This window comes from Pseudoalteromonas sp. S3431 (assembly GCF_000690035.1).
GTDB classification, from domain to species: domain Bacteria; phylum Pseudomonadota; class Gammaproteobacteria; order Enterobacterales; family Alteromonadaceae; genus Pseudoalteromonas; species Pseudoalteromonas fuliginea.
Genome location: NZ_JJNY01000024.1, coordinates 22369 through 45737, shown reverse-complemented (window position 1 = coordinate 45737; position 23369 = coordinate 22369). Strand labels below are relative to the sequence as shown.

Genomic DNA, 23369 nt, shown 5'->3' with positions numbered 1-23369 from the left:
TTATGCTTCTACGATTTCCAATTCTAGTTCTTCAGCAGATAAAACAATGCCAGTACTGTCAGCATAAATAAAGTCGTCATCAAAAAATGATACACCAGCAAAGTTAACACCTATTGCGTCTTCGCCAGCACCTTCGCTGTCGGCAGCAACCGGTATTGAGGCAATTGCTTGAATACCTAAATCAAGTTCTTCAAGCTCATCGACATGACGTACTGCGCCGTATACAACAATGCCATTCCAGTTGTTTTCGAGTGCAAGTTCGGCTATTTCGATGTCGATAAGCGCACGACGAGTTGAACCACCGCCATCAATAAGAAGCACTAAGCCAGTACCATCTTGAGAAAGTAATTCGCGGATCAGTTCATTATTTTCAAAACATTTAACCGTTTTAATGCGACCACCAAAACTGTGGCGACCACCAAAGTTGATGAACATTGGTTCTAGCACGTCAACCACATCAGCAAAGTGGTCGCATAAATCAGAAGTGCTGTAATCCATTATTTTATCCTCAAAAGGTACATTAATTTATACCTCAGTATACCCTCCTCATAAGCAATAACAACGACTTAATCGCAGTAAATTTAGGCAAAATAAGAAGGGAATCAATAAAAGCAACAATAGTGTCTTAAAAGCGTCACGCAATTGTTATTTACAACACCTAAGCTAAAACAGTGTTCATATATTATGCAGCTAGGAGTAAGTGATGGATGGTAATAATATGCTTAAAAAAGTAGCTCAAATAGATGAGCAATTATTTTTAACTCTGTTTAATTGTAAATCGCCTTCATGGCTGAAAGTAATCGCATTTGGACTATCAAAAAGTGGTGATGGTGGCCTTTATCTACTCATATGTGGGGCTGTATGGTGGTTAAGTAACAATGAACCATATCAGTTATTACCAGTAACTTTGCTACTCGGATTTGCGATAGAAAGACCTATCTACTTTTTAGCTAAAAATCGTTTTGCTCGGGTTCGGCCGTGCGATTGTTTAGTTACAAACGCTTACATAGTACCTAGTGATAAATTTAGTTTACCTTCAGGACACAGTGCAGCTGCATTTTTAGTCGCGATGATCTTAAGCCATTTTTTTCCTGAATATACTTGGCTACTATTTGGCTGGGCCTCGGGAGTGGCAATTTCTCGAGTTGTACTCGGGGTTCATTTTCCCGCGGATATTATTCTAGGTGCTGTGGTTGGTAGTTCATGTGCGATATTTTCTTTAGCATTAGTGGTGCCTGAATGAAAATATTATATGGTATTCAAGGTACTGGGAATGGTCATATTACTCGCGCTCGGGTCATGGCTAGTGGTTTTAAGGAATTAGGAATTGATGTTGATTATATTTTTTCGGGACGTGCTAAAAAAGACTACTTTGATATGCAAGAGTTTGGGCAGTATAAAAGTTTTCGGGGGTTATCTTTTGATACAGAAAATGGTCAAGTAAAAAGCTATCGAACAGTTAGCAATGCGCGCCCTTGTAAATTGCTTGCAGATATAAAGTCGCTCGATGTAAAACAGTATGATTTTGTACTCAATGACTTTGAGCCAGTTTCTGCATGGGCTGCAAAAAGAGCTGGAATTCCGGTTGTTGGAATTAGCCATCAGGCCGCATTTTTGTCCAGTAGTGTGCCTATGTTTAGTCGCGGGATTTTACGTAAGTCACTTATTAAATACTACGCACCAGCCAATACGTATTTAGGTGTTCATTGGCAGCCTTTCGCGCATAATATTATTCCCCCTTTTATTGCTAATCATCAACATGGCAATCCAGTGGCGGTTATGAATAAAGTATTGGTGTATTTACCTTTCGAAAATTTAGACAGCATTATAGATTATTTAAAAGACTTCCCCGAAAAAGAGTTTTATTGTTATCACCCGCACGCCTGTAATCAATCTATTGGGCATATACATTTGCGTTCCCCTTCACGCACTGGCTTTTTAAATGATTTAGCAAATACAAGTGGCGTAATAGGAAACGCAGGGTTTGAGCTTGCTAGTGAAGCATTAAAATTAGGAAAAAAATTATTATTAAAACCTTTAGACGGACAGTTTGAGCAAGGCGCTAATGCACAAACGCTACTTGCAATGGGTATGGCACATGTAATGAGTTATTTAAATCCTCAAGCGCTTGATGATTGGAATACTGCGCCACAAAATAAACAGATTAATTACCCCAGTGATCCCGCTCCTTTAATTTTTTGGCTGCTTAAAAAACAATGGAATAATACACACTCATTACATAAAGGTTTATGGGGAAGTGTGAATTTATAATGATGAAAACTAAAATTAACAACACTAAATAACTATATAAAATAAAAATTTATTAATTTAATTAGTTGCTTTGACTCAATAAGCTATAATATTAAAGCATATTTAATAAAGGCGTTTGCGATGATTTTTTTACAAAATTTAACTATTAAACGACGTTTGCAATTAAACGCAGTCGTTGTTGGTTTAGCTATGGTGATTCTTTTATGTGTGATCATTTTTGAATCACGTACAACCTTAAATTTAAATAAGACTATTCAATTAGCAGAAGAGCTTAATGTACATGCACTAGCACTGCGTAAACATGAGAAAAATTTTCTATTTTATAAGCACGAAGAAGCGTTAACTGAATTTGAAACTGATTTTAAGCAGTTAAGTAGTAAAATTACAAAATTAAAGCAATCAATGAGCCAACAAGGTATTTCTGCTGCTCAGGTTGAGCATTTTGAGCAACTAATTAATAGTTATAACAATGATTTTAATACTGTTGTTAAATTACAAAAAGAGATTGGGCTGAATCCTAAAGATGGCTTATATGGTAAGCTCAGAGCTGCTGTGCATGAAGTCGAAGTACTGCTGAAAGAGCAGCAAAACTACAAGCTTTTATCATCTATGTTGCAACTTAGGCGCTCAGAAAAAGATTTCATGCTGAGATTTGATATTAAATACCTAGGGCGTTTTAATGAAGGCATAAATACGTTTAAGCAACAGATAGCATCGACTGATCTGCTAAGCAGCTACAAAGCAAAAATAACCCCTTTGATTGATATGTATCAAAATGAGTTTGAAACACTTGTACAAGCGCAAACAGCATTAGGTTTAGACCTTAATTCTGGTGCGTTAGGTGTGATGCGAGAAAGCGTCAATAAAAGCGATGTAATTGTTACTCAAATTGTTAAAGAAACAAAACTACAAGTTGAAAAGAGTGTAGAGCAAGCACAATTTTTAGCCATTTTGGTTTTTGTAATTGCAGGTGTGATTGTTCTAGCGCTTGTTTACTTTACCAGTCACTCAATCATTGTACCTATAGAGCGTGTTTATCACACCATTAACGACATTCGTCGTAATAATGATTTAAGTGTGATGATAGAGCAAACAGGTAAAGATGAAATTACCACCATGACAATCGATTTTAATAGCCTCATTGGTGACTTTAGAAACTTAATAAATGAAGTCAACACGGCTTTAAATACGCTTAATGTAGCCACTGAGCATTTATCAGAAAGCACTGCAGCAACAAGTTCAGGTATGCAAGAGCAACTTCATGAAGCAGATATGGTAGCAACCGCGGCAACTGAAATGCAGGCGACTATTCAAGATATTTCTCATAATACCGAAGCAGCAGCCAAAAAAGCGGAATCGACCAACTTAAGTGCACAGCAAGGGCGTAATGAAGTGGATTCAACGGTTAAGCATATTAGAGACCTATCTGAATCCCTTGGGAATGCATCGAGTGTGGTATCACAGCTCGAAAAAGATGGGGAGACAATTGGTTCTGTGCTTGATGTGATCCGTGGTATTGCTGAGCAAACAAATTTACTCGCACTTAATGCTGCAATTGAAGCTGCTCGAGCTGGTGAGTATGGTCGTGGTTTTGCCGTAGTAGCAGATGAAGTCCGCTCACTTGCACAACGTACACAAGAGTCTACTAGCGAGATTGAAGGGATTATTAATACATTACAACAGCGCACTCAAGAAGTTGTGAGTATTATGCATCAGTGTCGTTCACAAGGCGATGAAAGTGCCTCGCAAGCGATTAAGGCTGGAGAATTATTAGGTGCAATTACGGAAGATGTACAAACTATAATGGAAATGAGTACTCAAATAGCCGTCGCAATTGACGAGCAAAGCCAAGTGGCGTCAGAGGTTAATAAAAATGTAGTGCGTATTCGTGATATTGCTCAAGATGCATCAGGGCATGCCGCGAACAATGCACAAACAAGTGAAGAAGTATCTGAGCAGGCTCGTGTGTTATTTAGCGCGATTGATAAGTTTAAGGTATAAATAAAGCTTGTAAAAAATAACCAATAAAGTTTAAGGAATAAACTTTATTGGTACACTGTCTTTACTTTGCTTGAGCTCAATTACACGCTCTAAATATTCAGTCCACAATGTATCGTGCTGCTCTTGCAGTTTTACAAAATAGTGCCAGCTAAATAACCCGCTATTATGGCCATCATCAAAATCTAAGCGCAAGGCATAGTGTCCAACAGGTGCAATACTTTTTATTCCTACATCTTGCTTATTAAGTACTAGCTTCATTGGACCAGAGCCATGGCCTTGCACTTCAGCAGAAGGGGAGTGAACACGTAAAAATTCACAGCTAAAGACGGCTTGGCTGTCATCATCAAAGTAAACATCTAGGTTTTTACTCACACTGTGGTAATGCACTTTTGTTACGTGTTTCATTTAATATATCCCATTAAAAAGCCTCCAATATGGAGGCTTTTAGTATAACGTTTATATTCGTTTTATAGAATAAAGCGGCTTAAGTCTTCATCTTCAACAAGTGCACCTAAGTGTTTTTCAACATAAGCGGCATCGATTACTAAAGACGAACCTGCTTTTTCAGAAGCATCGTATGAAATCTCTTCCATCAATCTTTCCATTACAGTATGAAGACGACGAGCACCGATGTTTTCGGTTTTTTCGTTAACTTGCCAAGCGGCTTTAGCAATACGCTCAATTGCATCATCACTAAACTCAATTGATACCTGTTCAGTTTTAAGTAGCTCGCGTTGCTGCTCAGTAAGCGATGCATGAGGCTCTGTAAGGATGCGTTTAAAGTCATCTGCAGTGAGTGCTTCAAGTTCTACTCGAATCGGTAAGCGACCTTGTAGCTCTGGGATCATATCTGATGGCTTTGCCATCTGAAACGCACCAGAGGCAATAAACAACATATGGTCAGTTTTAACCATGCCGTGTTTAGTGTTTACTGTTGAGCCTTCAATTAGCGGTAGCAAGTCGCGCTGAACACCTTCTCGGCTCACATCAGGGCCTGAAGAATCGCCGCGCTTACAAATTTTGTCTATTTCATCAATAAACACAATACCGTTTTGCTCTACTGCAAAAATAGCTTGTTCTTTTAGCTCTTCAGGATTTACTAATTTAGCGGCTTCTTCTTCCGTTAATAGTTTGAAGGCTTCTTTGATTTTTAGTTTACGTTTAGTACGCTTATCGCCGCCCATGTTTTGAAACATGCTTTGTAGCTGGTTGGTCATATCTTCCATACCAGGAGGCGCCATAATTTCTACGTTTGGTTGTGCTTGTGCTAAATCGATTTCAATTTCTTTATCATCTAACTGACCTTCACGTAGCTTTTTACGGAATGTTTGGCGTGTTGATGAATTATCGTCGCGTTGGCTTTCGCCAAATTGGTCTTTTGCAGGAGGTAAAAGGGCATCTAAAATGCGCTCTTCTGCTGCTTCTTCGGCGCGATGTTTAAACTTTTTAGTCTGCTGTTCGCGAGTCATTTTAATTGATACATCGACTAAATCGCGTATGATTGTCTCAACTTCTTTACCAACATAGCCAACTTCAGTGAACTTAGTAGCTTCTACTTTAATGAATGGCGCATTCGCTAATTTTGCTAAACGGCGTGCAATTTCTGTTTTACCTACGCCGGTTGGACCAATCATTAAAATATTTTTTGGTGTTACTTCGCTGCGTAAATCTTCATTTAATTGCATACGACGCCAGCGATTACGAAGCGCGATAGCTACTGCTTTTTTAGCTTTAGCCTGACCTATAATATGCTGATCTAGCTCGTGAACAATTTCTCTTGGGGTCATATCAGACATAATAGTTCCTATTATAATTCTTCGATTGTTTGGAAGTTATTAGTAAATACGCAGATGTTGCCTGCAATAGTTAAACTTTTTTCTACTATTTCACGAGCGCTTAAGTCGGTATTTTCTAATAAGGCTGTTGCTGCTGATTGGGCAAAGTTACCACCACTGCCAATTGCAATTAGGTCGTTTTCTGGCTGAACCACATCACCGTTACCGGTAATAATTAAAGAGGCTGTTTCGTCTGCTACAGCGAGCAGCGCTTCGAGTTTTCGAAGTGCACGGTCACTTCGCCAATCTTTAGCCATTTCTACTGCGGCTTTAGTTAGGTTTCCTTGGTGCATTTCTAATTTGCTTTCAAAGCGTTCGAAAAGAGTGAAGGCATCAGCAGTACCGCCGGCAAAACCAGCGATTACTTTGCCATTATAAAGGCGTCGAACTTTGCGGGCGTTGCCCTTCATTACGGTGTTACCAAGGGACACTTGGCCATCGCCGCCAATTACAACTTTGTCGCCGCGGCGAACACTTACGATAGTAGTCATGTTATTCCTCATCATCGAGTTGCAGAGGCAGCTCGTAAAAAACGATTATGATGAGGTTATATGGGTGAATGGTTTATTTTCAAGTCCAGCCCCAAATTCCGCAGCCGACTATTTTTACACGTTTAAGTTTGTTTTTATCGCTTTCGGCTTGGCGTTTGGTTTTATAAGGGCCTAAACGTACTTTATACCAAGTACCATTGCTGCCTTCAGCCTGTTTTATCTCAGAAATGAGCCCTGCAAATGCGATTTTAGCTTTTAACGATTCAGCTTGTGCATGAGTTCTGAACGAACCGCATTGCATAACATAAGGACCTTTTTGCTCAAGTTCTTTTACTTCAACTTGAATCTCGTGGTTTCTAATTTCTTTAATAAATTCCGGCGTGCGTGGAATAACAACTTCTACTTTTTCAGGCGCAGTTGGGTGAGCTTGCTTTTCGACAAGTTTTGGATCGGCATTACTTTTAATAAACCATAATCCGTAAACGAAACCACCTACAAGTAAAATAGCAATGCTCACTAAAAAAATTGGAAATGGTTTTTTAGTGGGTGCTTTTTTAGTGTTTTTTCTATTTGCTGGTTTTTTGTTAATGTAATCGTGCTGTGCCATAGCGTTATTTTGGCCTTAACCTAAATCATGTCTATAGGGTCTACGTCTAAGCTCCAGCGCACTTTTTGTGCAAGTTTGCTTGAGCTTAAATAATCAACCATTTGCGCAAGGTACTGATGTAATATGCGACGATCTTGCGCTTGAATATGTAATTGAAAGCGATACATACCTGCGACTTTTTCAAGAGGTGCAGGGATCGGACCGAGCAATTGTATACCAGATACCCCATTCACAGGAACCAAATCCGTCAAAAAATCGACGACTAGTTTAATACTATGTCCTTGTGCACGGACAATGGCCATGTTTGTAATGGGTGGTAAGTCCGCATCATCGCGCTCACTAAGGGCAAAACGGGCAAAATCCTGATAACCGTTATTAACTAAGTCTTGTAAAAGTGGGTGCTCTGGAAAGTGTGTTTGTAATAATACTTGGCCAGGCTCCCCTGAACGTCCTGCACGACCAGCTACCTGAGTAACTAACTGTGCTAAATGCTCTGTCGCTCTAAAATCGCATGAATATAACCCGCTATCAACGTCTAAAATTATAACGAGGCTTACATCTGCAAAGTGATGACCTTTAGCAAGCATTTGTGTGCCTACTAAAATACGCGCCCCCCCTAAGTTAATTTCATCGAGTGCCTTTTCAAGGCTACCTTTACGGCGAGTTGAATCGCGGTCTATGCGAGTAACGGGTGTATCAGGGAATTCGGTTGATAAAAATTCTTCAATTTGCTCTGTGCCTTTGCCGTTAGGAAATATTTGCGTGCTGCCACAATCAGGGCATTGGTGAGGAACAGGGTACTGGTCGCCACAGTGATGGCAGATCATTTGCCCAATCGCTTTGTGAAAAGTGGCGCTGGTGCTGCAGCGTTTACATTCACTTAGCCAGCCACACTCATGGCAAATAAGAGTGGGTGAGAAACCTCGACGATTTAAAAACACCATAACCTGTTTACCGCGGTTTAAATGCTGTCGCATAGTGGCAAGGCTAGCATGTGCAATACCTGCTTGGTCGGGCTGACCTTTCATATCGAGTAACTTAAACTGGTTGTCGGTGGCTGTTTGCGCGCGCTCGGTTAAGCTTAATAACTGATATTTGTTATTAAGTGCTTTGTGGAGCGTTTCAAGCGCGGGTGTGGCGCTGCCTAATATAAGCGGAATTTTATGCTGAAAAGCTCTATAAGCGGCTAAATCACGAGCATGGTAACGAAGGGTATCTTGTTGTTTAAATGACGAGTCGTGTTCTTCGTCAACAACAATCATACCGAGTTTTAAAAATGGCAGAAAAATACTCGAACGTGTGCCAATAACTATCGCACAACTGCCTTTTTCACAAAATCGCCATGTTTGTAGGCGTTCGTTGTCGGTAAGTGCTGAGTGCCAAAGCATAACAGGTGTATCTGGGAAGCGGCGACGAAAACGGTTTACCGTTTGCGGTGTTAGGCCGATTTCGGGCACGAGTACGAGGGCTTGCTCGCCACGTTTTAATACTTCTTCTAAGCACTGTAAATACACTTCAGTTTTACCACTGCCCGTTACGCCTTCTAATAAAAAGCTGCTAAAACCGGTACTTTGATTGATTGCTGTACAGGCCACTGCTTGTTCTTTATTAAGTACAGGTTTACTACCGACGGTTGGCGCAACGCTTTGCCATTGGTTATCGTGTTCGATAGTTTGTGTGATGAGTTCTTTAGCAATGAGGCTATCTATTGTTTTTTTACTAAAGCCAAGTGCTTTTAGTTCGGTTAACGATGACTTACCTGATTGTGATAACTGCTTTAATAAGTTGAGTTGAGTTTTAGCTTTTAATGACGGTACTTTAGCGCCTTTTTCGGTAAGCATTACCATGTTAATGCTTGTTTTGTCTGGTGATTCACCTTGGCGTAGTGCACTAGGCAGAGCTATATGAATCGTTTCGCCGAGTGGGTAACAATAATAACGCGCTGTAAAACTAAGGAGATCTAAATGTTCGCTAGATAATATTGGGGTATCGTCGATAACTTCAAAAATGCTTTTAATTTTACTCTCGGGTACTTCAGTACTCTTTTTTACTGCTAATATAACAGCCACTTTACGCTGATTACCAAAGGGTACCAAAACGCGCATTCCGGGCTTCAGATCAGAAACCAAGCCTGAGAGCTGTTCATCTACTTTATAATCAAAGGTGCGCGGTAATGGGACTTTAATAGCAACTTCAACAAAACGCATAACAACTCAACCAATAAAATTAATGGTGTAATGTACTAAATATACAGTTAAAAACCTACTAGCAAATTATAGTCATTTTATTATTTGGTTACTTTTTTAGCAAAAAATTATAATTAAACCTTGTGTGCTCGGTAGTTGTTGGATAAAATCCGCCACCAACAAATTTGTTTTAACGACGTATGGTACCAAACTACGGGTTTGGAGAGCGATGCGGCCTTAACTAGAGGTTTCTATGAAAGAAGGTATTCACCCTAAGTACGAAGTAATTTCAGCAACATGTTCATGCGGAAATGAATTCGAAACAAGCTCTACTCTTTGTAAAAACATTCACTTAGACGTATGTTCTGCGTGTCACCCGTTTTACACTGGTAAGCAAAAAGTTTTAGACACTGGCGGACGTGTTGATCGTTTCAACAAGCGTTTCGGTGCACTTGGTAGCAAGAAGTAATTTTTGCTATTTAGTTAAAAGAAGCACCTTAGGGTGCTTTTTTTGTGCCTGAAATTTATCTTTACGTGCTTTTCCTGCCTATTTATACGTTATCTCCTTTGCATAACTATTTCTTGTTCTTATTCTGAGTATGCATAAACCTTTGCAGACAAAGTACGTAATAGTCTCTATATTTTGAAGTGTTCATTTTTTAACTAAGTTGTTAAATGTAGCTAACGTGAAGATAAATGTTTTTAAAGTAGACTATTAAGCTGTTTATAGTTATTTATACTAAAAATTTGATAGTCGTTTTTAGAGAAAATGGCTCGCGGCTAAAAGTACCTCTAAAAATGCTTTTTATATGAATTTCTATTTATGAAATGTCGCTATATCTTCGCAAAGTTACTGAAAAACCTCTTAAAATTAATGAATCTAGCATATAACAGGATAGACCTGATATTGCTTGGAATTTAAAAATAATAAGGGTATCGTAACCCAGACAACACCTCTCACTTTAACTTAAATTGCAGGATACAATCGCGTTATGTCAGACTTTCGTGAACAAGCACTACATTACCATTCTCATCCCGTTCCAGGAAAAATCAGCATTGAGCTAACCAAGCCTGCCGAAACGGTTCAAGATTTAGCTTTAGCATATAGCCCAGGTGTTGCTGAACCTGTGCGTGAAATTGCTGCTGATCCTGCAAATGCTTATAAATATACCGGTAAAGGTAATATGGTTGCAGTTATCACTAATGGTACTGCAATTTTGGGCTTGGGTAATTTAGGCCCTTTGGCATCAAAGCCTGTAATGGAAGGCAAGGCGCTGTTATTTAAGCGCTTTGCAGGCCTTGATTCTATTGATATCGAAGTGAAGCATAAAACAACAGAAGACTTTATTAACACGGTTGCTAATATTGCCGATACATTTGGTGGTATTAATCTTGAAGATATTAAAGCCCCAGAGTGTTTTGAAATTGAAAAGGCATTGATTGAGCGCTGTAGTATTCCGGTTTTTCATGACGATCAACACGGCACTGCAATTGTAACAGCCGCCGGTATGTTGAATGCACTTGAAGTGCAAGAGAAATCGATAGAAGAGGCTATTATAGTATGTTTAGGTGCTGGTGCGGCTGCCGTTGCCTGTATGGAACTGTTAATTAAGTGTGGTGCACTGCGTGAACACATTTACATGCTTGACCGTAAAGGCGTTATTCATACTCGTCGTGATGATTTAAACGAGTACAAACAACTATTCGCTAACAATACGGATAAGCGTACGTTGCAAGATGTTATTGCTGATGCTGATGTATTTGTTGGTGTATCTGGGCCTAATTTGTTAGCAGCCGATGATTTAAAACTGATGGCTGATAAGCCGGTTGTGTTTGCGTGCTCAAACCCCGACCCTGAAATTGACCCCGCACTAGCACACAGCGCGCGCAACGATTTAATTATGGCGACAGGGCGTTCTGATTATCCAAACCAAGTGAATAATGTTTTGTGTTTCCCGTTTATTTTTCGTGGTGCACTAGATGTGCGCGCAAGTGCAATTAACGATGAAATGAAAATAGCAGCAGTAGAAGCGATTCGTAGTATTGCAAAAGAGCCTGTACCAGCAGAGGTCCTAAAAGCTGCCGGTGTTGATAAGCTGGAATTTGGTGCTCAATATATTATTCCAAAACCGATGGATCCACGTTTATTACCACGTATAGCAAGAGCGGTTGCTCTTGCTGCTGTTGAGTCGGGTGTGGCACAAATTGATTTGCCAGAAAGCTATATGCAGTAAATCTATACCGTAAAATTTAATCATAAAAAAACCTCAGTAATTACTGAGGTTTTTTTATTTTACTTTATCTATTTATTCGTCATCTAAAACAGGGACTTCTAACCCCATTTCTTGCATTATTTTTTTCACTTCTTCTGGTACTTTTTCAGCGTTATCTTTACGTAAGTCATCGTCATTAGGTAAAGGTTGGCCTGTAAATGCATGTAAAAACGCTTCACATAGCAGCTCACTGTTTGTTGCGTGACGCAGGTTATTAATTTGACGACGAGTACGTTCGTCAGTTAATACCTTTAATACATTCAGTGGGATCGAAACGGTGATCTTCTTAACTTGTTCTGATTTTTTCCCGTGTTCTGCGTATGGGTGAATATACTCACCATTCCATTTAGCCATAAGATGTATCGTTGCCTCAGATTATTAATTGCTCACATGCGCTAAAATGCGTGTGAATATGCGTGAAATTCTATCGATTTAAAAAAGATAGTCAAATACTAGTTGTTTGGCCATCTAGCTGTTTAAATGTTTTGACATCTCAAATTGAATAAACTACTCTTTTAGACGTCTAAACATCCAAATTAATCAGGTGACGAATATGAGCGAAAAAAACAAAGCAACCATTGCGGTCCGTAGTGGCGTTGAAGCCGATAAACACCACGGTGCAGTTGTCGCGCCAATCTATTTATCGACTACTTATTCGTTTGCCGATTTTGATACTAAACGCCAATATGATTATGGCCGCAGCGGTAATCCTAACCGCGATATCTTAGCTGAGACCCTTGCTGAGCTCGAAGGGGGAGTACGCGGCATAATTACAGCCACAGGCATGGCGGCTGTACATTTAGCAACTCAGCTGCTTAATCACGACGACACGTTAGTGATCCCACACGACTGCTACGGTGGAAGCTACCGTTTATTTACGTCCCTGCAAAAGCGTGGCTTGCTAAAGCTTGAGGTTTTAGATTTAACAAAACCAGAAAGTCTTCAAAAAATATTAGTAATTAAACCAAAACTCATTTGGATTGAAACACCAAGTAACCCTGTACTACGTTTAACTGATATTAAAGCGGTTACTGATATTGCTAAGCAGTGTGGCGCACTGGTGGCCGCTGACAATACATTTTTATCGCCTGCTTTACAAAATCCGATTAAGTTTGGTGTAGATATTGTGGTGCATTCAACCACTAAATATATTAACGGACACTCAGATGTAGTGGGCGGTGCTGTTATTGCTGCAACACAAGAGATCGGTGACGAGCTTGCTTGGTGGGCTAATAACATTGGTATCACAGGGGCACCTTTTGATAGCTATTTAACGCTTCGTGGTTTACGTACTTTAAATGTGCGCTTAAGGCAGCATCAAGAAAATGCATTAGCAATAGCTCAGTATCTCGAAGAATCTGAGTTCGTTAGCCAAGTTTATTACCCTGGGCTTGAGTCGCACCCCCAACATGAATTAGCGAAAGCACAGCAGCTTGGTTTTGGTGGCATGGTTAGCTTTGATATTAAAGGCGACATAAACGATGCAGCGGCATTTTTAACTAGTCTACATAACTTTAGTTTAGCTGAGTCGCTAGGCGGCGTTGAGAGCTTAATATGCCACCCTGCGACCATGACGCATGCAGGGATGGATGCAACAGCGCGCTTAGAAGCCGGCGTTGGTGATACGCTTATTCGTGTTTCTGTCGGAATAGAAGACATTGAAGATTTATTAGCAGATCTTGAACGTGTATTTACACTTGTAAAACCTGGCAGAAAAAACAATACAAATCGATTAACTAAAGGTGCGGGAACATCGAGCGGTGATGCTAAGTTAAGTGCCGCTTACCCCGCGCTTTGGTAACTAACATGACTAAAAATATACATAAATTTGGCGGTTCGAGTTTAAGTTCAGCACAGCGTTACAAAAGTGTTGCGGGTATTATATTAGAGCACACACAACCTGGTGATTGCGTTGTGGTATCAGCAGCTGGGAAAACAACCGATACACTAGTTAAGTTATGGCAAAGTTACCAGCAGCAAGATACACATGTAATTGCTGATATTTTATTACAGTTAAATAATCATCAAATAGATTTAATAGAGCAGTTATTACAAGCTAATACAAAGTGTAACGCTCTAAAAAAATTGAATGAAGAGCTATCAACAATAACGCTGTTAGCGCAAACAGGGCAGCTACAAGAAGCCCAATTGCTTGCTCATGGAGAGTTATGGTCAGCACGCGTACTCGCTGCTTACCTGCAGGAGCTTAATGTTGATGCGTGTGTTCACGATGCGCGTGCTTTATTTACATTAAATGATGGGCAGTTATTACATGAACAAAATACTCAACAGTGCGCAAACTTAATTGCGCATAATAAAATTAACGTTGTAACTGGATTTATTGCAGCTAATACAGCAGGGGATACTGTAACGCTTGGTCGTAATGGAAGTGATTATAGTGCGACCTTACTCGCTAATTATTGTCATGCAAAACAAGTCTGTATTTGGACTGACACACAAGGTGTATTTAGTACCGACCCTCGTAAAGTTAGTAAAGCGATTAAATACGCGAAGGTGTGTCGTGGACAGGCCAATTTGTTAGCACGACTAGGTAACCCCGTATTGCATGCTAAAACATTATCTCCTCTTAAAAATACGGATATAAAATTATCAGTACGAAGTAGCTTTGATGTACAAGCTAGCTCTACTGACATCGTTAAAGAAGGTAGTGCCAAGCAAAAGCGCTTTATAACAACGTTACAAAATATTGATTTATTAATAGTTGAAAACTTAAGTGAAGGAGATATTGCGCATGTGAGTCAGCTTATTCAGCATAGCTTGCATCACTTTAGTCAAAATGGTGAGACGTACTTAGTTGTGCCAGCTATTTCGACGCATCAGGTTATTAGCTATTTTGAAGGTCGAGCTAATATTAACGAATCGAGCTTACACGGGTGTGCTGTGATTGCGCCAGAGCAAGATATTAGTAAATTGCACTTATTGGCGATTAATTTATTAAATGCACATGCGATTGAACCACGATTTGCACACCAAGATAGCGGCTATATTTTATTACTTACTGATCAAGTGATTGATAGCGATATACTTAGCATATTACACGATAAGCTGATTAACAAAGGGCAGGAAATTGCTTTAATAGTCGCTGGACTTGGTAATGTAGGTGAGGTGTTTATTGAACAGTTATCTACTCAAGTTGAGCGCTTGTCAGATGACTTTAGTATTAAGCTTGTTGGCTTAGTGCGCTCTCAAAAAATGCTTTTTAATCCTAATGGGATTGGTGTATCGCAATGGAAAACCCAGTTTCAACTTGAAGCGTCTGATTATCAAAACCAAACATTATTAAATGCAATTGATGAACTTGATTACGAACATAAAGTGATTGTAGATATAACAGCGAGTGAAAAGTTTAGCCGGTTATATCCTGATTTTGTAGAAATGGATTGTCATTTAATAAGCGCTAATAAGTATGCAGGTACAGCTCCTACTAATTGGTATAAAGCACTACGTACAAGTATCTCTGAACGCAACTTACATTGGCGTTATAACACCAGTGTGGGGGCTGGTTTACCCATTAATTTTGCGCTTGCTGATTTACAAAATAGTGGCGATAAAATAACACGTATTGAGGGCGTATTTTCTGGGACGTTATCGTGGTTGTGTAGTAAGTATGATGGTTCGATTATATTTTCAGATTTAGTGCTTGAAGCGCAAAAAATGGGTTTTACGGAGCCCGATCCTCGCGAGGATTTATCTGGGCGTGATATGCAGCGAAAATTGCTTATTTTAGCCAGAGAGTTGGGGGTTGAATTAAATCTTGAGGATATTAGTCTTTCGGCATTGATGCCTGATGAACTTGCGCAAGGGAGTTGGGATGATTTTTTAAGTAAAAAGTCCCAGTTAGATAGCTTTATTCAAGAGCATGCAAAGAGAGCTAAGGCACAAAATTCGGTGCTTCGTTATACAGGCTTGCTCGAAATCGCAGAAAATGAAGTAATAGCGAAAGTCGGTATCGCGTATGTATTACAAAGTGATGTTTTGGCTAGTTTAACGCCAGGAGATAATATTTTTGTTATAAATAGTAAGTGGTATAGCGATAACGCGCTCGTTATCCAAGGCCCTGGTGCTGGTAAAGAGGTCACTGCAGCGGGTGTACATTCTGATTTGTATTGGCTGGTCCAAAATTTAAGGTAGTATTACGGCAGCCTAAAGTGGCTGCCGTTTTTATTTAACGCTATTTAAAATAGCTCTTCTTCTGTTTTTGTATCTTCCTCAAATATATCGGTAGGTTGGGAAAGTACATACTTAGTTGGGGCTGTACCTTTGTCAAAATATTCAAAGCGGCTTGTGTAATCGTTTTTGTGGCTCAGTAAACCTGTTGCTAAATCAATACGAATAGATACTAAGTCTTCGGGTGGTTCTATAGGCGCTTCTGGTGCATCTTCAAGTGCCACTTTCATAAACTCAATCCATGCTGGTTGCGCCGTTTTAGCCCCTGACTCTGCCCCTGAGATTTGACTGCTATCAAGGTTGTTATTATATGTTGAGCGGCCTAACGAGTTACCGGGGTTATCAAACCCAACCCATACAGACGTTAGTACATTACGATTAAAGCCACTAAACCAAGTATCTACAGAGTCATTAGTCGTGCCTGTTTTACCTGAGAGATCACGTCTCTTTAATGCTTGAGCACGCCAGCCTGTTCCGCTCCAGCCTGTTTTATGTGCCCAACTACCACCGCCCCAAATACCACTATGCATTGCATCAGCAATTAAAAATGCATTCTGTTTAGAGATAATCCGTGGTGCGCATTTTTTTTCTTGTTGCTTTTCAGTTTCGAAATTCTGCATTGTTACATCGTTGTTCAATACGCTTAACGTACTATCGCTATCGTCACAAGCTTCTGTTGGATTTGTTTTAAATAACACGTCACCATAAGCATCTTGAATTTCAGAAATAAAGTAGGGTTCTATTAAATGCCCGCCATTTGCAAAAGCACTCATACCGCGTGCAAGTTCAAGCGGCGTAATAGAAGCGCTACCAAGCGCAAGTGATTCACTGCGATTAATATCTGAATTTTTGAAGCCAAATTTTAGTAGGTGCTCTGCCGTACGCTGTAGGCCAACTCCGCGTAACAAGCGCACCGAAATAACGTTTTTAGATTGTGCTAAAGCACGACGAATACGAATAGGTCCATTATACACAGCGGGGCTGTTTTTTGGTCGCCATGCAACACCTTGGCTTTTATCCCATTGGTTAATTGGTGCATCGTTTAATATTGAGGCTAAGGTGTAGCCTTTTTCCAGTGCAGCAGAGTAAATAAAAGGTTTTATATTAGAGCCTACTTGGCGCTTAGCTTGTACTGCTCGGTTATATTGACTTTGTTCGAAACTATAACCACCCACAATCGCTTTAATGCGCCCATTTTGTGGGTCAAGAGAAACGATGGCACTAGATGCTTCAGGAATTTGGCTAAGTAAATAGCTACCGTCGGTATTTTTACGTAACCAAATTTGTTCGCCGGGTGCGAGTATTTCATTGGCTGCTTTAGGTGCAAAGCCTTGGCGATAACGCGTAATGTATTTACGAGCCCACTTTAGGTTATCCCAAGTCAGTGTGGTTTGCTCGCCACTTTTAAGTAATACATCAGCTGTTTTGTCATTCACTGCGATTACAACGGCCGCTTTTAATTGGCCAAACTCATTTACAGATTTTAGCTCACTGAGCATTTGAGACTTGCTAAATACAGGCTGTGTTTCTGGATCCCACAACGTTTTAACAGAGCCTCTATAACCATGGCGCATATCATAATTGTGTAAATTATTGATGAGTGCTGTTTGTGCCGCTTTTTGAACTTTTGACTCAACAGTAGTAAATATTTTATAACCTGAGTTATAGGCTTTATCGATTCCGTAACGTGCCACCATTTCTGCACGCACCATTTCAGAAATATAAGGAGCATACAGATCAATTTCTGCACCGTGAAAATAAGCTGTAATAGGTTGCCTGATGGCATCGTTGTATTGTGTTTGTGTTATGTAGTTTTCTGTTAACATGCGGCCAAGAACAACATTGCGACGAGATTTTGCGCGAGTTGGGTTACGGATCGGGTTTAAGGCTGATGGCGCTTTGGGTAAGCCGGCAATCATCGCCATTTGGGCAAGTGTAAGATCTTTTAATTCTTTTCCGTAATATACCTGTGCAGCAGCGCCAATACCAAAAGCACGGTTACCTAGTTCTATTTTGTTTAAATAGAGTTCAAGAATTTCGTCTTTCGTTAGTAAATTTTCTATATGAAGCGCTATAAAAATTTCTTTAACTTTACGAATATAAGCTTTTTCACGAGTTAAGAAGAAGTTTCGAGCTAGCTGCATTGTTATTGTACTTGCACCTTGCTTTTTTTCGCCTGTTGAAATCAAAACCAATGCAGAACGAACAATACCAATAGGGTCTATTCCCACATGGTCATAAAAACGGTTATCTTCAGTTGCTAAAAATGCATTTATTAAAGGTTTTGGTATTTCGTCAATCGTTACGGGGATCCGTCTTTTTTCACCAAATTGATTGATCAGAAGGCCATCTTTAGTGAATACTTGCATAGGAGTTTGTAATTGCACATCTTTTAAAACTTGCACACTTGGAATATCAGGTTTAACGTAGTAATAAAGACTGATTAAAGTAATCAGCCCAAGTAATGTGCAAATGATAAAAAATTGTAAAGTTCGTTTTAATAAAATCACTTATATTTCCCTAAATGGACTCCCAATTATGTATGGAGACTGCTAGTATATATTGATTAAAAAATGAATAATATTTTTTAAGATAAAAATTATAACTTGTTTATTATTAAAACAAAGGCCAAGTTTCAAACATGCTAAGTCAACTATTTCAAAAGCCGTCAAAAATGATGGTAGGAATTGATATTGGATCGCACTCTATCAAGGCGGTACTTTTAAGTGAAATTGAAACTGGATTTCGTCTTGAAGCATTAGCGATTGAACCAATGCCTAAGGGTGCAATGAGCGAACGTATTATTCAAGATATTGAAGCAATTGGTAATGTAATATCAAAATTAAAAAGAAAGTTACCAAAATCACTAAAATCTGCTGCTGTAGCCGTCTCTGGCCAAACAGTTATTACTAAAGTTATTTTTATGGATGTGTCATTAACTGACGCTGAACTTGAATCACAAATTGAAATTGAGGCTGATAGTCTTATTCCATACCCCCTTGATGAAGTTAGCTTAGATTTTGAAAAATTATCAACAAATGAAGCCGATCCAAGTAAAATGAATGTGTTACTTTCTGCAGCCCGTACAGAAAGTGTCGAAGCGCGAGTTGGCGCTTTAGAAGTTGCAAATTTAGAAGCGAAAGTTGTTGATGTAGAAAGCTATGCATTGAGCCGTTCGATGGATGTTTATTACAAGCAGTTACCAAGCGATGCCTTTAATAAGTGTGTTGCTGTAGTTGATATTGGTGCTGTGTTGATGTTGGTGAGTGTTGTACAAGCCGGTGAAACAATATATACCCGCGATCAAGTTTTTGGCGGCGATCAATATACCAATAGTATTGTTGCTTACTATAATAAAGGGTTCGATGAAGCTGAAATTGGAAAAACATCGGGTGATCTTCCGCCAAATTACACTTTTGAAGTACTTGCTCCTTTTCAAACATCATTACTTCAACAAGTACGTCGAGCGGTACAGATGTTTTTGACTACCAGCGGTAAAGACCAAATTGATTATATTGTTCTAACCGGTGGAACGGCCATGATAAATGGGCTAGATCGTTTATTAATAGAAGAACTTGGTATCCACTCCATTGTTGTAGAACCGTTTACGAATATGGAGATTTCTCCCAAGGTAGACCGTAATGTAATGCAACGCCATAGAACACAGTTTGCTATTGCGACAGGACTGGCATTAAGGAATTTTTCATCATGCCACATATAAATTTATTACCTTGGCGTGAATTGCAACGCGAAGAGTCAAAAAAGAAATTTGTTACTATTTTAATTGCTGTTGTTATTGTTTGTTTTGCAAGTATGTATGTATTGAACTCGTTCTATACTGCTTTGAAGGATGGACAGAATTTAAAAAATAACTACCTCAGTTCAGAAATTAGTCTATTAGATAAGAAAATTAGTGATATTAGAGATTTAGATTATAGGAAAGAAAACTTACAACAACGTATGCACCTAATTGAAGAATTACAGAGCAGTCGTAATTTAGGCACTCAAATAATGGATGAAGTTGCTAAAATAGTCCCCGCTGGTGTTTATTTAACTAAGTTAGAACGTCGAGGCAATAGAATTCATGTATTAGGGCGCAGTGAATCAAATAACCGCCTCTCCAACATGCTTAGAGAAGTACAAAACTCATATTTATTAGAGCGCCCAACAATGCAAGGCATTGTTGCTGGCAATCAATCTTCTCGTTTACTTAGTGATTTCAATATGGAGTTTTACGTTAAACCATTTGATAAAATTGGTGAGGTTCCAAATGAACCTTGATTTAAAAGCGTTTAGTGATATTGATTGGAATGAGATTGAACTTGATAATATTGGCGAATGGCCAATTGCTGTTAAGGTTATTTGCGCTACATTTGTTGCTGCTTTAGTGCTGTTTTTTAGTTATAGCTTATTGGTATCTGATGAAATTGATAGTTACCATAATGCGGTTACAAAAGAAGTTGAATTACGGACAACTTATCGTACCAAATATGCTGTAGCCAGCAGGCTTGATATTTATCGTGAACAAATGCTTAAAATGGAGGAGAAATTTTCTCAATTATTAAAGCGTTTACCTACCTCAAATGAAACCCCTGGTTTGTTAGATGATTTATCTTATGTTGGAACTACAAGTGGTTTAACTTTTTTAAAGATTGGCTGGCTGCCAGAAGTTGAAAAAGAATTTTATACTGAGCTACCTATTAAAATAGAGGTTGTAGGTACTTATCATGAGTTTGGTGAATTTGTGGGAAAAGTGGCTCAATTGCCGCGTATTGTGAGCTTACATGACTTTTCTATTTCATCCTCAGGCGAAAAGCAGTTAACATTTAGTGTGGTGGCAAAAACTTATCGCTATGAAGAAGGGGAGGTAAAGTGAAGCATTTTTCCTTTATTCCTATAGTTGCTCTCCTGCTAAGTGGTTGTAACGACGATACCTCAGAACAAAAAGAGTTTATAGATCAAGTTAAAGCGAGTACGACTGCTAGAGTTGAAGCAATTCCTGAATTAACAAAGTTCGAGCATTTTGAATATAACGCTGGGCAGCTAAGGAGTCCTTTTGTGGCCCCGCAGCCTGAAATAATCCAAAACAAATTAACTCAAGTTAAAAATTGTTTACATCCGGATCCTGAACGCCAACGTGAAACCTTAGAAAAATACCCACTGGATAATTTATCTATGAAAGGAACAATCGGATCAAGTGGACAAGCTTGGGCGCTCATTACAGCTACAGACGATACTTTACATCGTATTACAGTCGGTAATTATTTAGGTAGCTATGATGGCAAAGTACAATCAGTAAATAATGATTATATTGAGTTAATAGAATTAATCCCAGATGGGTCTGGTTGTTGGAAAGAGCGCCTGACTAAATTAGAAATGTTAGAGGCGGCAACCAATGGCGCAGGTTAATAACAAAAAAGGTAAGAACAAAATGCATAAGGGTGTACTTTGGCACAACCGTATTCAACGAGCTCTATTTGCAACTTTAGCTCTGGTTATAGCCAATTCAGCTATTGCAGCGCCGTTGCTCTATGATATTCGTTATAACCCATTACTCAAGGGTGAAACCGAGTTGCAGCTGGTATTTGATGAAAAGTTAACGCAAGAACCAAAAATACAAGTATTTAATAGCCCGGCACGAATTGAAATGATGTTTGATTCGGCACAATTAGAGCAAGGTCTTGAAAATGTACAGGTAAACCAAGCTGGCATTAACAATGTTACTAATGTACTTACTGATAAGGGATTAAAAGTAACAATAAATCTTACTCGTTTGAAAATCTATGAGACGGAAGTTAATAATAATTTAGTGTCTTTACGTGTTTCTGATAACCCATTAACAGAGCAAGACGTTGATGATGAAGCAACTAGCTCTGATGCAGTGTCTGGAAATTATATCAATCGGATTCAGTCTATTGACTTTCGTCGGGGGGAGAAGGGCGAGGCAAAAATACTGGTGTTCTTACAAGATACGCAAGCCGCAATAGAAGTGCATGAAAGTGGTGGTAAAATTATTGCTGATTTTCATCATACAGATATTTTAGATGACTTACTGTATGAGTTAGATGTGCTCGATTTTGGCACCGTAGTAAGCAGCATTGAAACTTTTAAAGAAGATGGATTAAGCCGCGTTGTTATTGAACCAAATGCCGCTTTTACTTTTACCTACCAACAAATAGATAATATTCTTACTTTAACGGTGGAAAGAGACGAAACGCAAAATGCATATTTAGATGGCGGTAAAGATTACCAAGGCCGCCTAATGACATTAAATTTTCAAGATATTTCTGTTCGTGCAGTGTTACAAATCATAGCGGGCTATAATGATTTTAATTTAGTCACTAGTGACTCGGTGACAGGTAATATTACATTGCGCTTAGATGGCGTGCCTTGGGATCAGGCGCTTGATGTTGTTCTTAAAATTAAAGGCTTAGACAAGCGTATGGATGGTTCTATTTTGATGGTTGCGCCATCAGAAGAGCTTGCTGCACGTGAAGCTAAAGATTTACAAGCAAAGCAGAACGTAGAAAACTTAGAACCGCTTTACAGTGAATACATTCGTTTAAACTACGCAAAAGCAGAAGAGTTTGCTGATTTATTAAAAACAGATACAAATAGTATTATCACTCAACGTGGTAGCGTATCTGTTGATAAGCGTACTAATACATTATTGCTCAAAGATACGGCCAAAAGTATTGAGAGCGTGCGACGCATGGTCGAAACACTTGATATAGCGGTTAGACAGGTTGTAATCGAATCACGTATGGTAACCGTGCGTGATAATGTAACCGAAGATTTAGGTGTGCGCTGGGGGTTTAGCGACCAGCAGGGCAGTGATGGCATATCAGGTACACTTGAAGGCGCTAATACAATATCAAATGGTATCATTCCTGATATCTCTGATCGTTTAAACGTGAATTTACCCGTGACAAACCCATCAGCAAGTATCGGCATGCATATCGCCAAGTTAGCTAACGGTACTTTGATTGATTTAGAGTTAACAGCTCTTGAGGAAGAAAACAAAGGTGAGATTATTGCGAGCCCTCGTATTACTACTGCAAACCAACAACAAGCACGAATAGAGCAAGGTACTGAAATCCCTTATGTTGAGTCAGCTTCTAGTGGTGCGACAACGGTTAGCTTTAAAAAAGCAGTACTGAGTTTACAAGTAACCCCTCATATAACTCCAGATAATAAAGTTATTTTGGATTTAATTATTACTCAAGATACGCGAGGAGATACAGTTCAAACAGGAACTGGGCCAGCTGTTGCAATTGATACTCAGCAAATTCAGACACAAGTGCTAGTGGAAAATGGGCAAACAATCGTGCTCGGCGGTATTTTTCAGCAGCAAATCATAAATTCGACTAAAAAAGTACCTCTACTTGGTGATATTCCGTACTTAGGAAGGCTGTTTAAGAGTACAAGTGAGTTTAACGAAAAGAGAGAATTACTTATTTTTGTAACACCAAAAATACAAATAGACTAAAATTAGGCGTGTTTTTGTTAACCAATGG

General features: G+C 39.2%; 20 protein-coding genes. 12 read left to right on the top strand and 8 right to left on the bottom strand.

Features of this window, described 5'->3' with window-relative positions; all coding sequences use genetic code 11:
* Positions 1–498, bottom strand: a complete 498-nt coding sequence (gene rraA / locus DO88_RS12720) for a ribonuclease E activity regulator RraA (protein WP_007377253.1) — start codon at positions 496–498, stop codon at positions 1–3.
* Positions 499–703: 205 nt separating this feature from the next.
* Here rraA and DO88_RS12725 point away from each other — a divergent pair, with 205 nt between their 5' ends.
* From DO88_RS12725 to DO88_RS12735, 3 genes are all read left to right on the top strand, one after another.
* Positions 704–1243: a phosphatase PAP2 family protein gene (locus DO88_RS12725; protein ID WP_007377252.1), complete on the top strand. Its 540-nt coding sequence runs from the start codon at positions 704–706 to the stop codon at positions 1241–1243.
* Positions 1240–2271 carry an MJ1255/VC2487 family glycosyltransferase gene (locus DO88_RS12730; RefSeq protein ID WP_007377251.1) on the top strand — a complete coding sequence of 344 codons (1032 nt, stop codon included), beginning with the start codon at positions 1240–1242 and terminating at the stop codon, positions 2269–2271. Before DO88_RS12725 ends, DO88_RS12730 begins: the two co-directional genes overlap by 4 nt.
* Before the next feature lie 120 nt (positions 2272–2391).
* Positions 2392–4272, top strand: a complete 1881-nt coding sequence (locus DO88_RS12735; protein ID WP_007377250.1) for a methyl-accepting chemotaxis protein — start codon at positions 2392–2394, stop codon at positions 4270–4272.
* Positions 4273–4302: 30 nt separating this feature from the next.
* On the opposite strand, the gene DO88_RS12740 is transcribed toward DO88_RS12735, so the two are convergent.
* The 5 genes from DO88_RS12740 to priA form a co-directional block, all read right to left on the bottom strand.
* On the bottom strand, positions 4303–4677 hold the full coding sequence (locus DO88_RS12740; RefSeq protein WP_033038506.1) for a gamma-butyrobetaine hydroxylase-like domain-containing protein: 375 nt from the start codon (positions 4675–4677) through the stop codon (positions 4303–4305).
* A gap of 62 nt (positions 4678–4739) precedes the next feature.
* Positions 4740–6068, bottom strand: a complete 1329-nt coding sequence (hslU, locus tag DO88_RS12745; RefSeq protein ID WP_007377248.1) for an HslU--HslV peptidase ATPase subunit — start codon at positions 6066–6068, stop codon at positions 4740–4742.
* Positions 6069–6079: 11 nt separating this feature from the next.
* Positions 6080–6598: an ATP-dependent protease subunit HslV gene (gene hslV / locus DO88_RS12750; protein ID WP_002958366.1), complete on the bottom strand. Its 519-nt coding sequence runs from the start codon at positions 6596–6598 to the stop codon at positions 6080–6082.
* Positions 6599–6677: 79 nt separating this feature from the next.
* Entirely contained in the window at positions 6678–7205 is a 528-nt protein-coding gene (locus DO88_RS12755; protein ID WP_007377247.1) for an SPOR domain-containing protein, read from the bottom strand.
* Positions 7206–7225: 20 nt separating this feature from the next.
* The gene (gene priA, locus DO88_RS12760; RefSeq protein ID WP_033028831.1) at positions 7226–9412 is read right to left on the bottom strand and encodes a primosomal protein N'; all 2187 of its coding nucleotides are present in this window, start codon (positions 9410–9412) and stop codon (positions 7226–7228) included.
* A gap of 232 nt (positions 9413–9644) precedes the next feature.
* On the opposite strand from priA, the gene rpmE reads away from it, so the two are divergent.
* Together rpmE and DO88_RS12770 are read left to right on the top strand one after the other, a co-directional pair.
* Positions 9645–9860: a 50S ribosomal protein L31 gene (gene rpmE, locus DO88_RS12765; RefSeq protein WP_007377245.1), complete on the top strand. Its 216-nt coding sequence runs from the start codon at positions 9645–9647 to the stop codon at positions 9858–9860.
* Positions 9861–10383: 523 nt separating this feature from the next.
* Positions 10384–11625, top strand: coding sequence for a malic enzyme-like NAD(P)-binding protein (locus tag DO88_RS12770; RefSeq protein WP_008137651.1), 1242 nt, complete (start codon positions 10384–10386; stop codon positions 11623–11625).
* A 72-nt stretch (positions 11626–11697) separates the two neighbouring features.
* On the opposite strand, the gene metJ is transcribed toward DO88_RS12770, so the two are convergent.
* Positions 11698–12018, bottom strand: coding sequence for a met regulon transcriptional regulator MetJ (gene metJ, locus DO88_RS12775; protein ID WP_007378651.1), 321 nt, complete (start codon positions 12016–12018; stop codon positions 11698–11700).
* A gap of 199 nt (positions 12019–12217) precedes the next feature.
* Here metJ and metB point away from each other — a divergent pair, with 199 nt between their 5' ends.
* Positions 12218–13465, top strand: coding sequence for a cystathionine gamma-synthase (gene metB / locus DO88_RS12780; protein WP_033028833.1), 1248 nt, complete (start codon positions 12218–12220; stop codon positions 13463–13465).
* Positions 13466–13470: 5 nt separating this feature from the next.
* Positions 13471–15816 (top strand): bifunctional aspartate kinase/homoserine dehydrogenase II, encoded by a 2346-nt coding sequence (metL, locus tag DO88_RS12785; protein ID WP_033038504.1) that lies wholly within the window; start codon positions 13471–13473, stop codon positions 15814–15816.
* Between the two features lie 44 nt (positions 15817–15860).
* On the opposite strand, the gene DO88_RS12790 is transcribed toward metL, so the two are convergent.
* Complete coding sequence (locus DO88_RS12790; RefSeq protein ID WP_033038501.1) at positions 15861–18362, bottom strand: penicillin-binding protein 1A; 2502 nt, start codon at positions 18360–18362, stop codon at positions 15861–15863.
* Positions 18363–18493: 131 nt separating this feature from the next.
* Here DO88_RS12790 and DO88_RS12795 point away from each other — a divergent pair, with 131 nt between their 5' ends.
* Genes DO88_RS12795 through DO88_RS12815 form a run of 5 tightly spaced genes read left to right on the top strand, consistent with a single transcriptional unit; the run spans position 18494 to position 23341 of the window.
* The gene (locus tag DO88_RS12795) at positions 18494–19573 is read left to right on the top strand and encodes a pilus assembly protein PilM (RefSeq protein WP_007378655.1); all 1080 of its coding nucleotides are present in this window, start codon (positions 18494–18496) and stop codon (positions 19571–19573) included.
* Positions 19561–20133, top strand: a complete 573-nt coding sequence (locus DO88_RS12800; RefSeq protein ID WP_007378656.1) for a PilN domain-containing protein — start codon at positions 19561–19563, stop codon at positions 20131–20133. Before DO88_RS12795 ends, DO88_RS12800 begins: the two co-directional genes overlap by 13 nt.
* A complete protein-coding gene (locus tag DO88_RS12805; RefSeq protein WP_007378657.1) occupies positions 20123–20728 on the top strand; it encodes a type 4a pilus biogenesis protein PilO in 606 nt (201 codons plus the stop codon). Before DO88_RS12800 ends, DO88_RS12805 begins: the two co-directional genes overlap by 11 nt.
* Entirely contained in the window at positions 20725–21261 is a 537-nt protein-coding gene (locus DO88_RS12810; RefSeq protein WP_007378658.1) for a pilus assembly protein PilP, read from the top strand. Before DO88_RS12805 ends, DO88_RS12810 begins: the two co-directional genes overlap by 4 nt.
* Complete coding sequence (locus DO88_RS12815; RefSeq protein WP_033023843.1) at positions 21248–23341, top strand: type IV pilus secretin PilQ; 2094 nt, start codon at positions 21248–21250, stop codon at positions 23339–23341. Before DO88_RS12810 ends, DO88_RS12815 begins: the two co-directional genes overlap by 14 nt.
* The last annotated feature ends 28 nt before the right edge of the window (positions 23342–23369 follow it).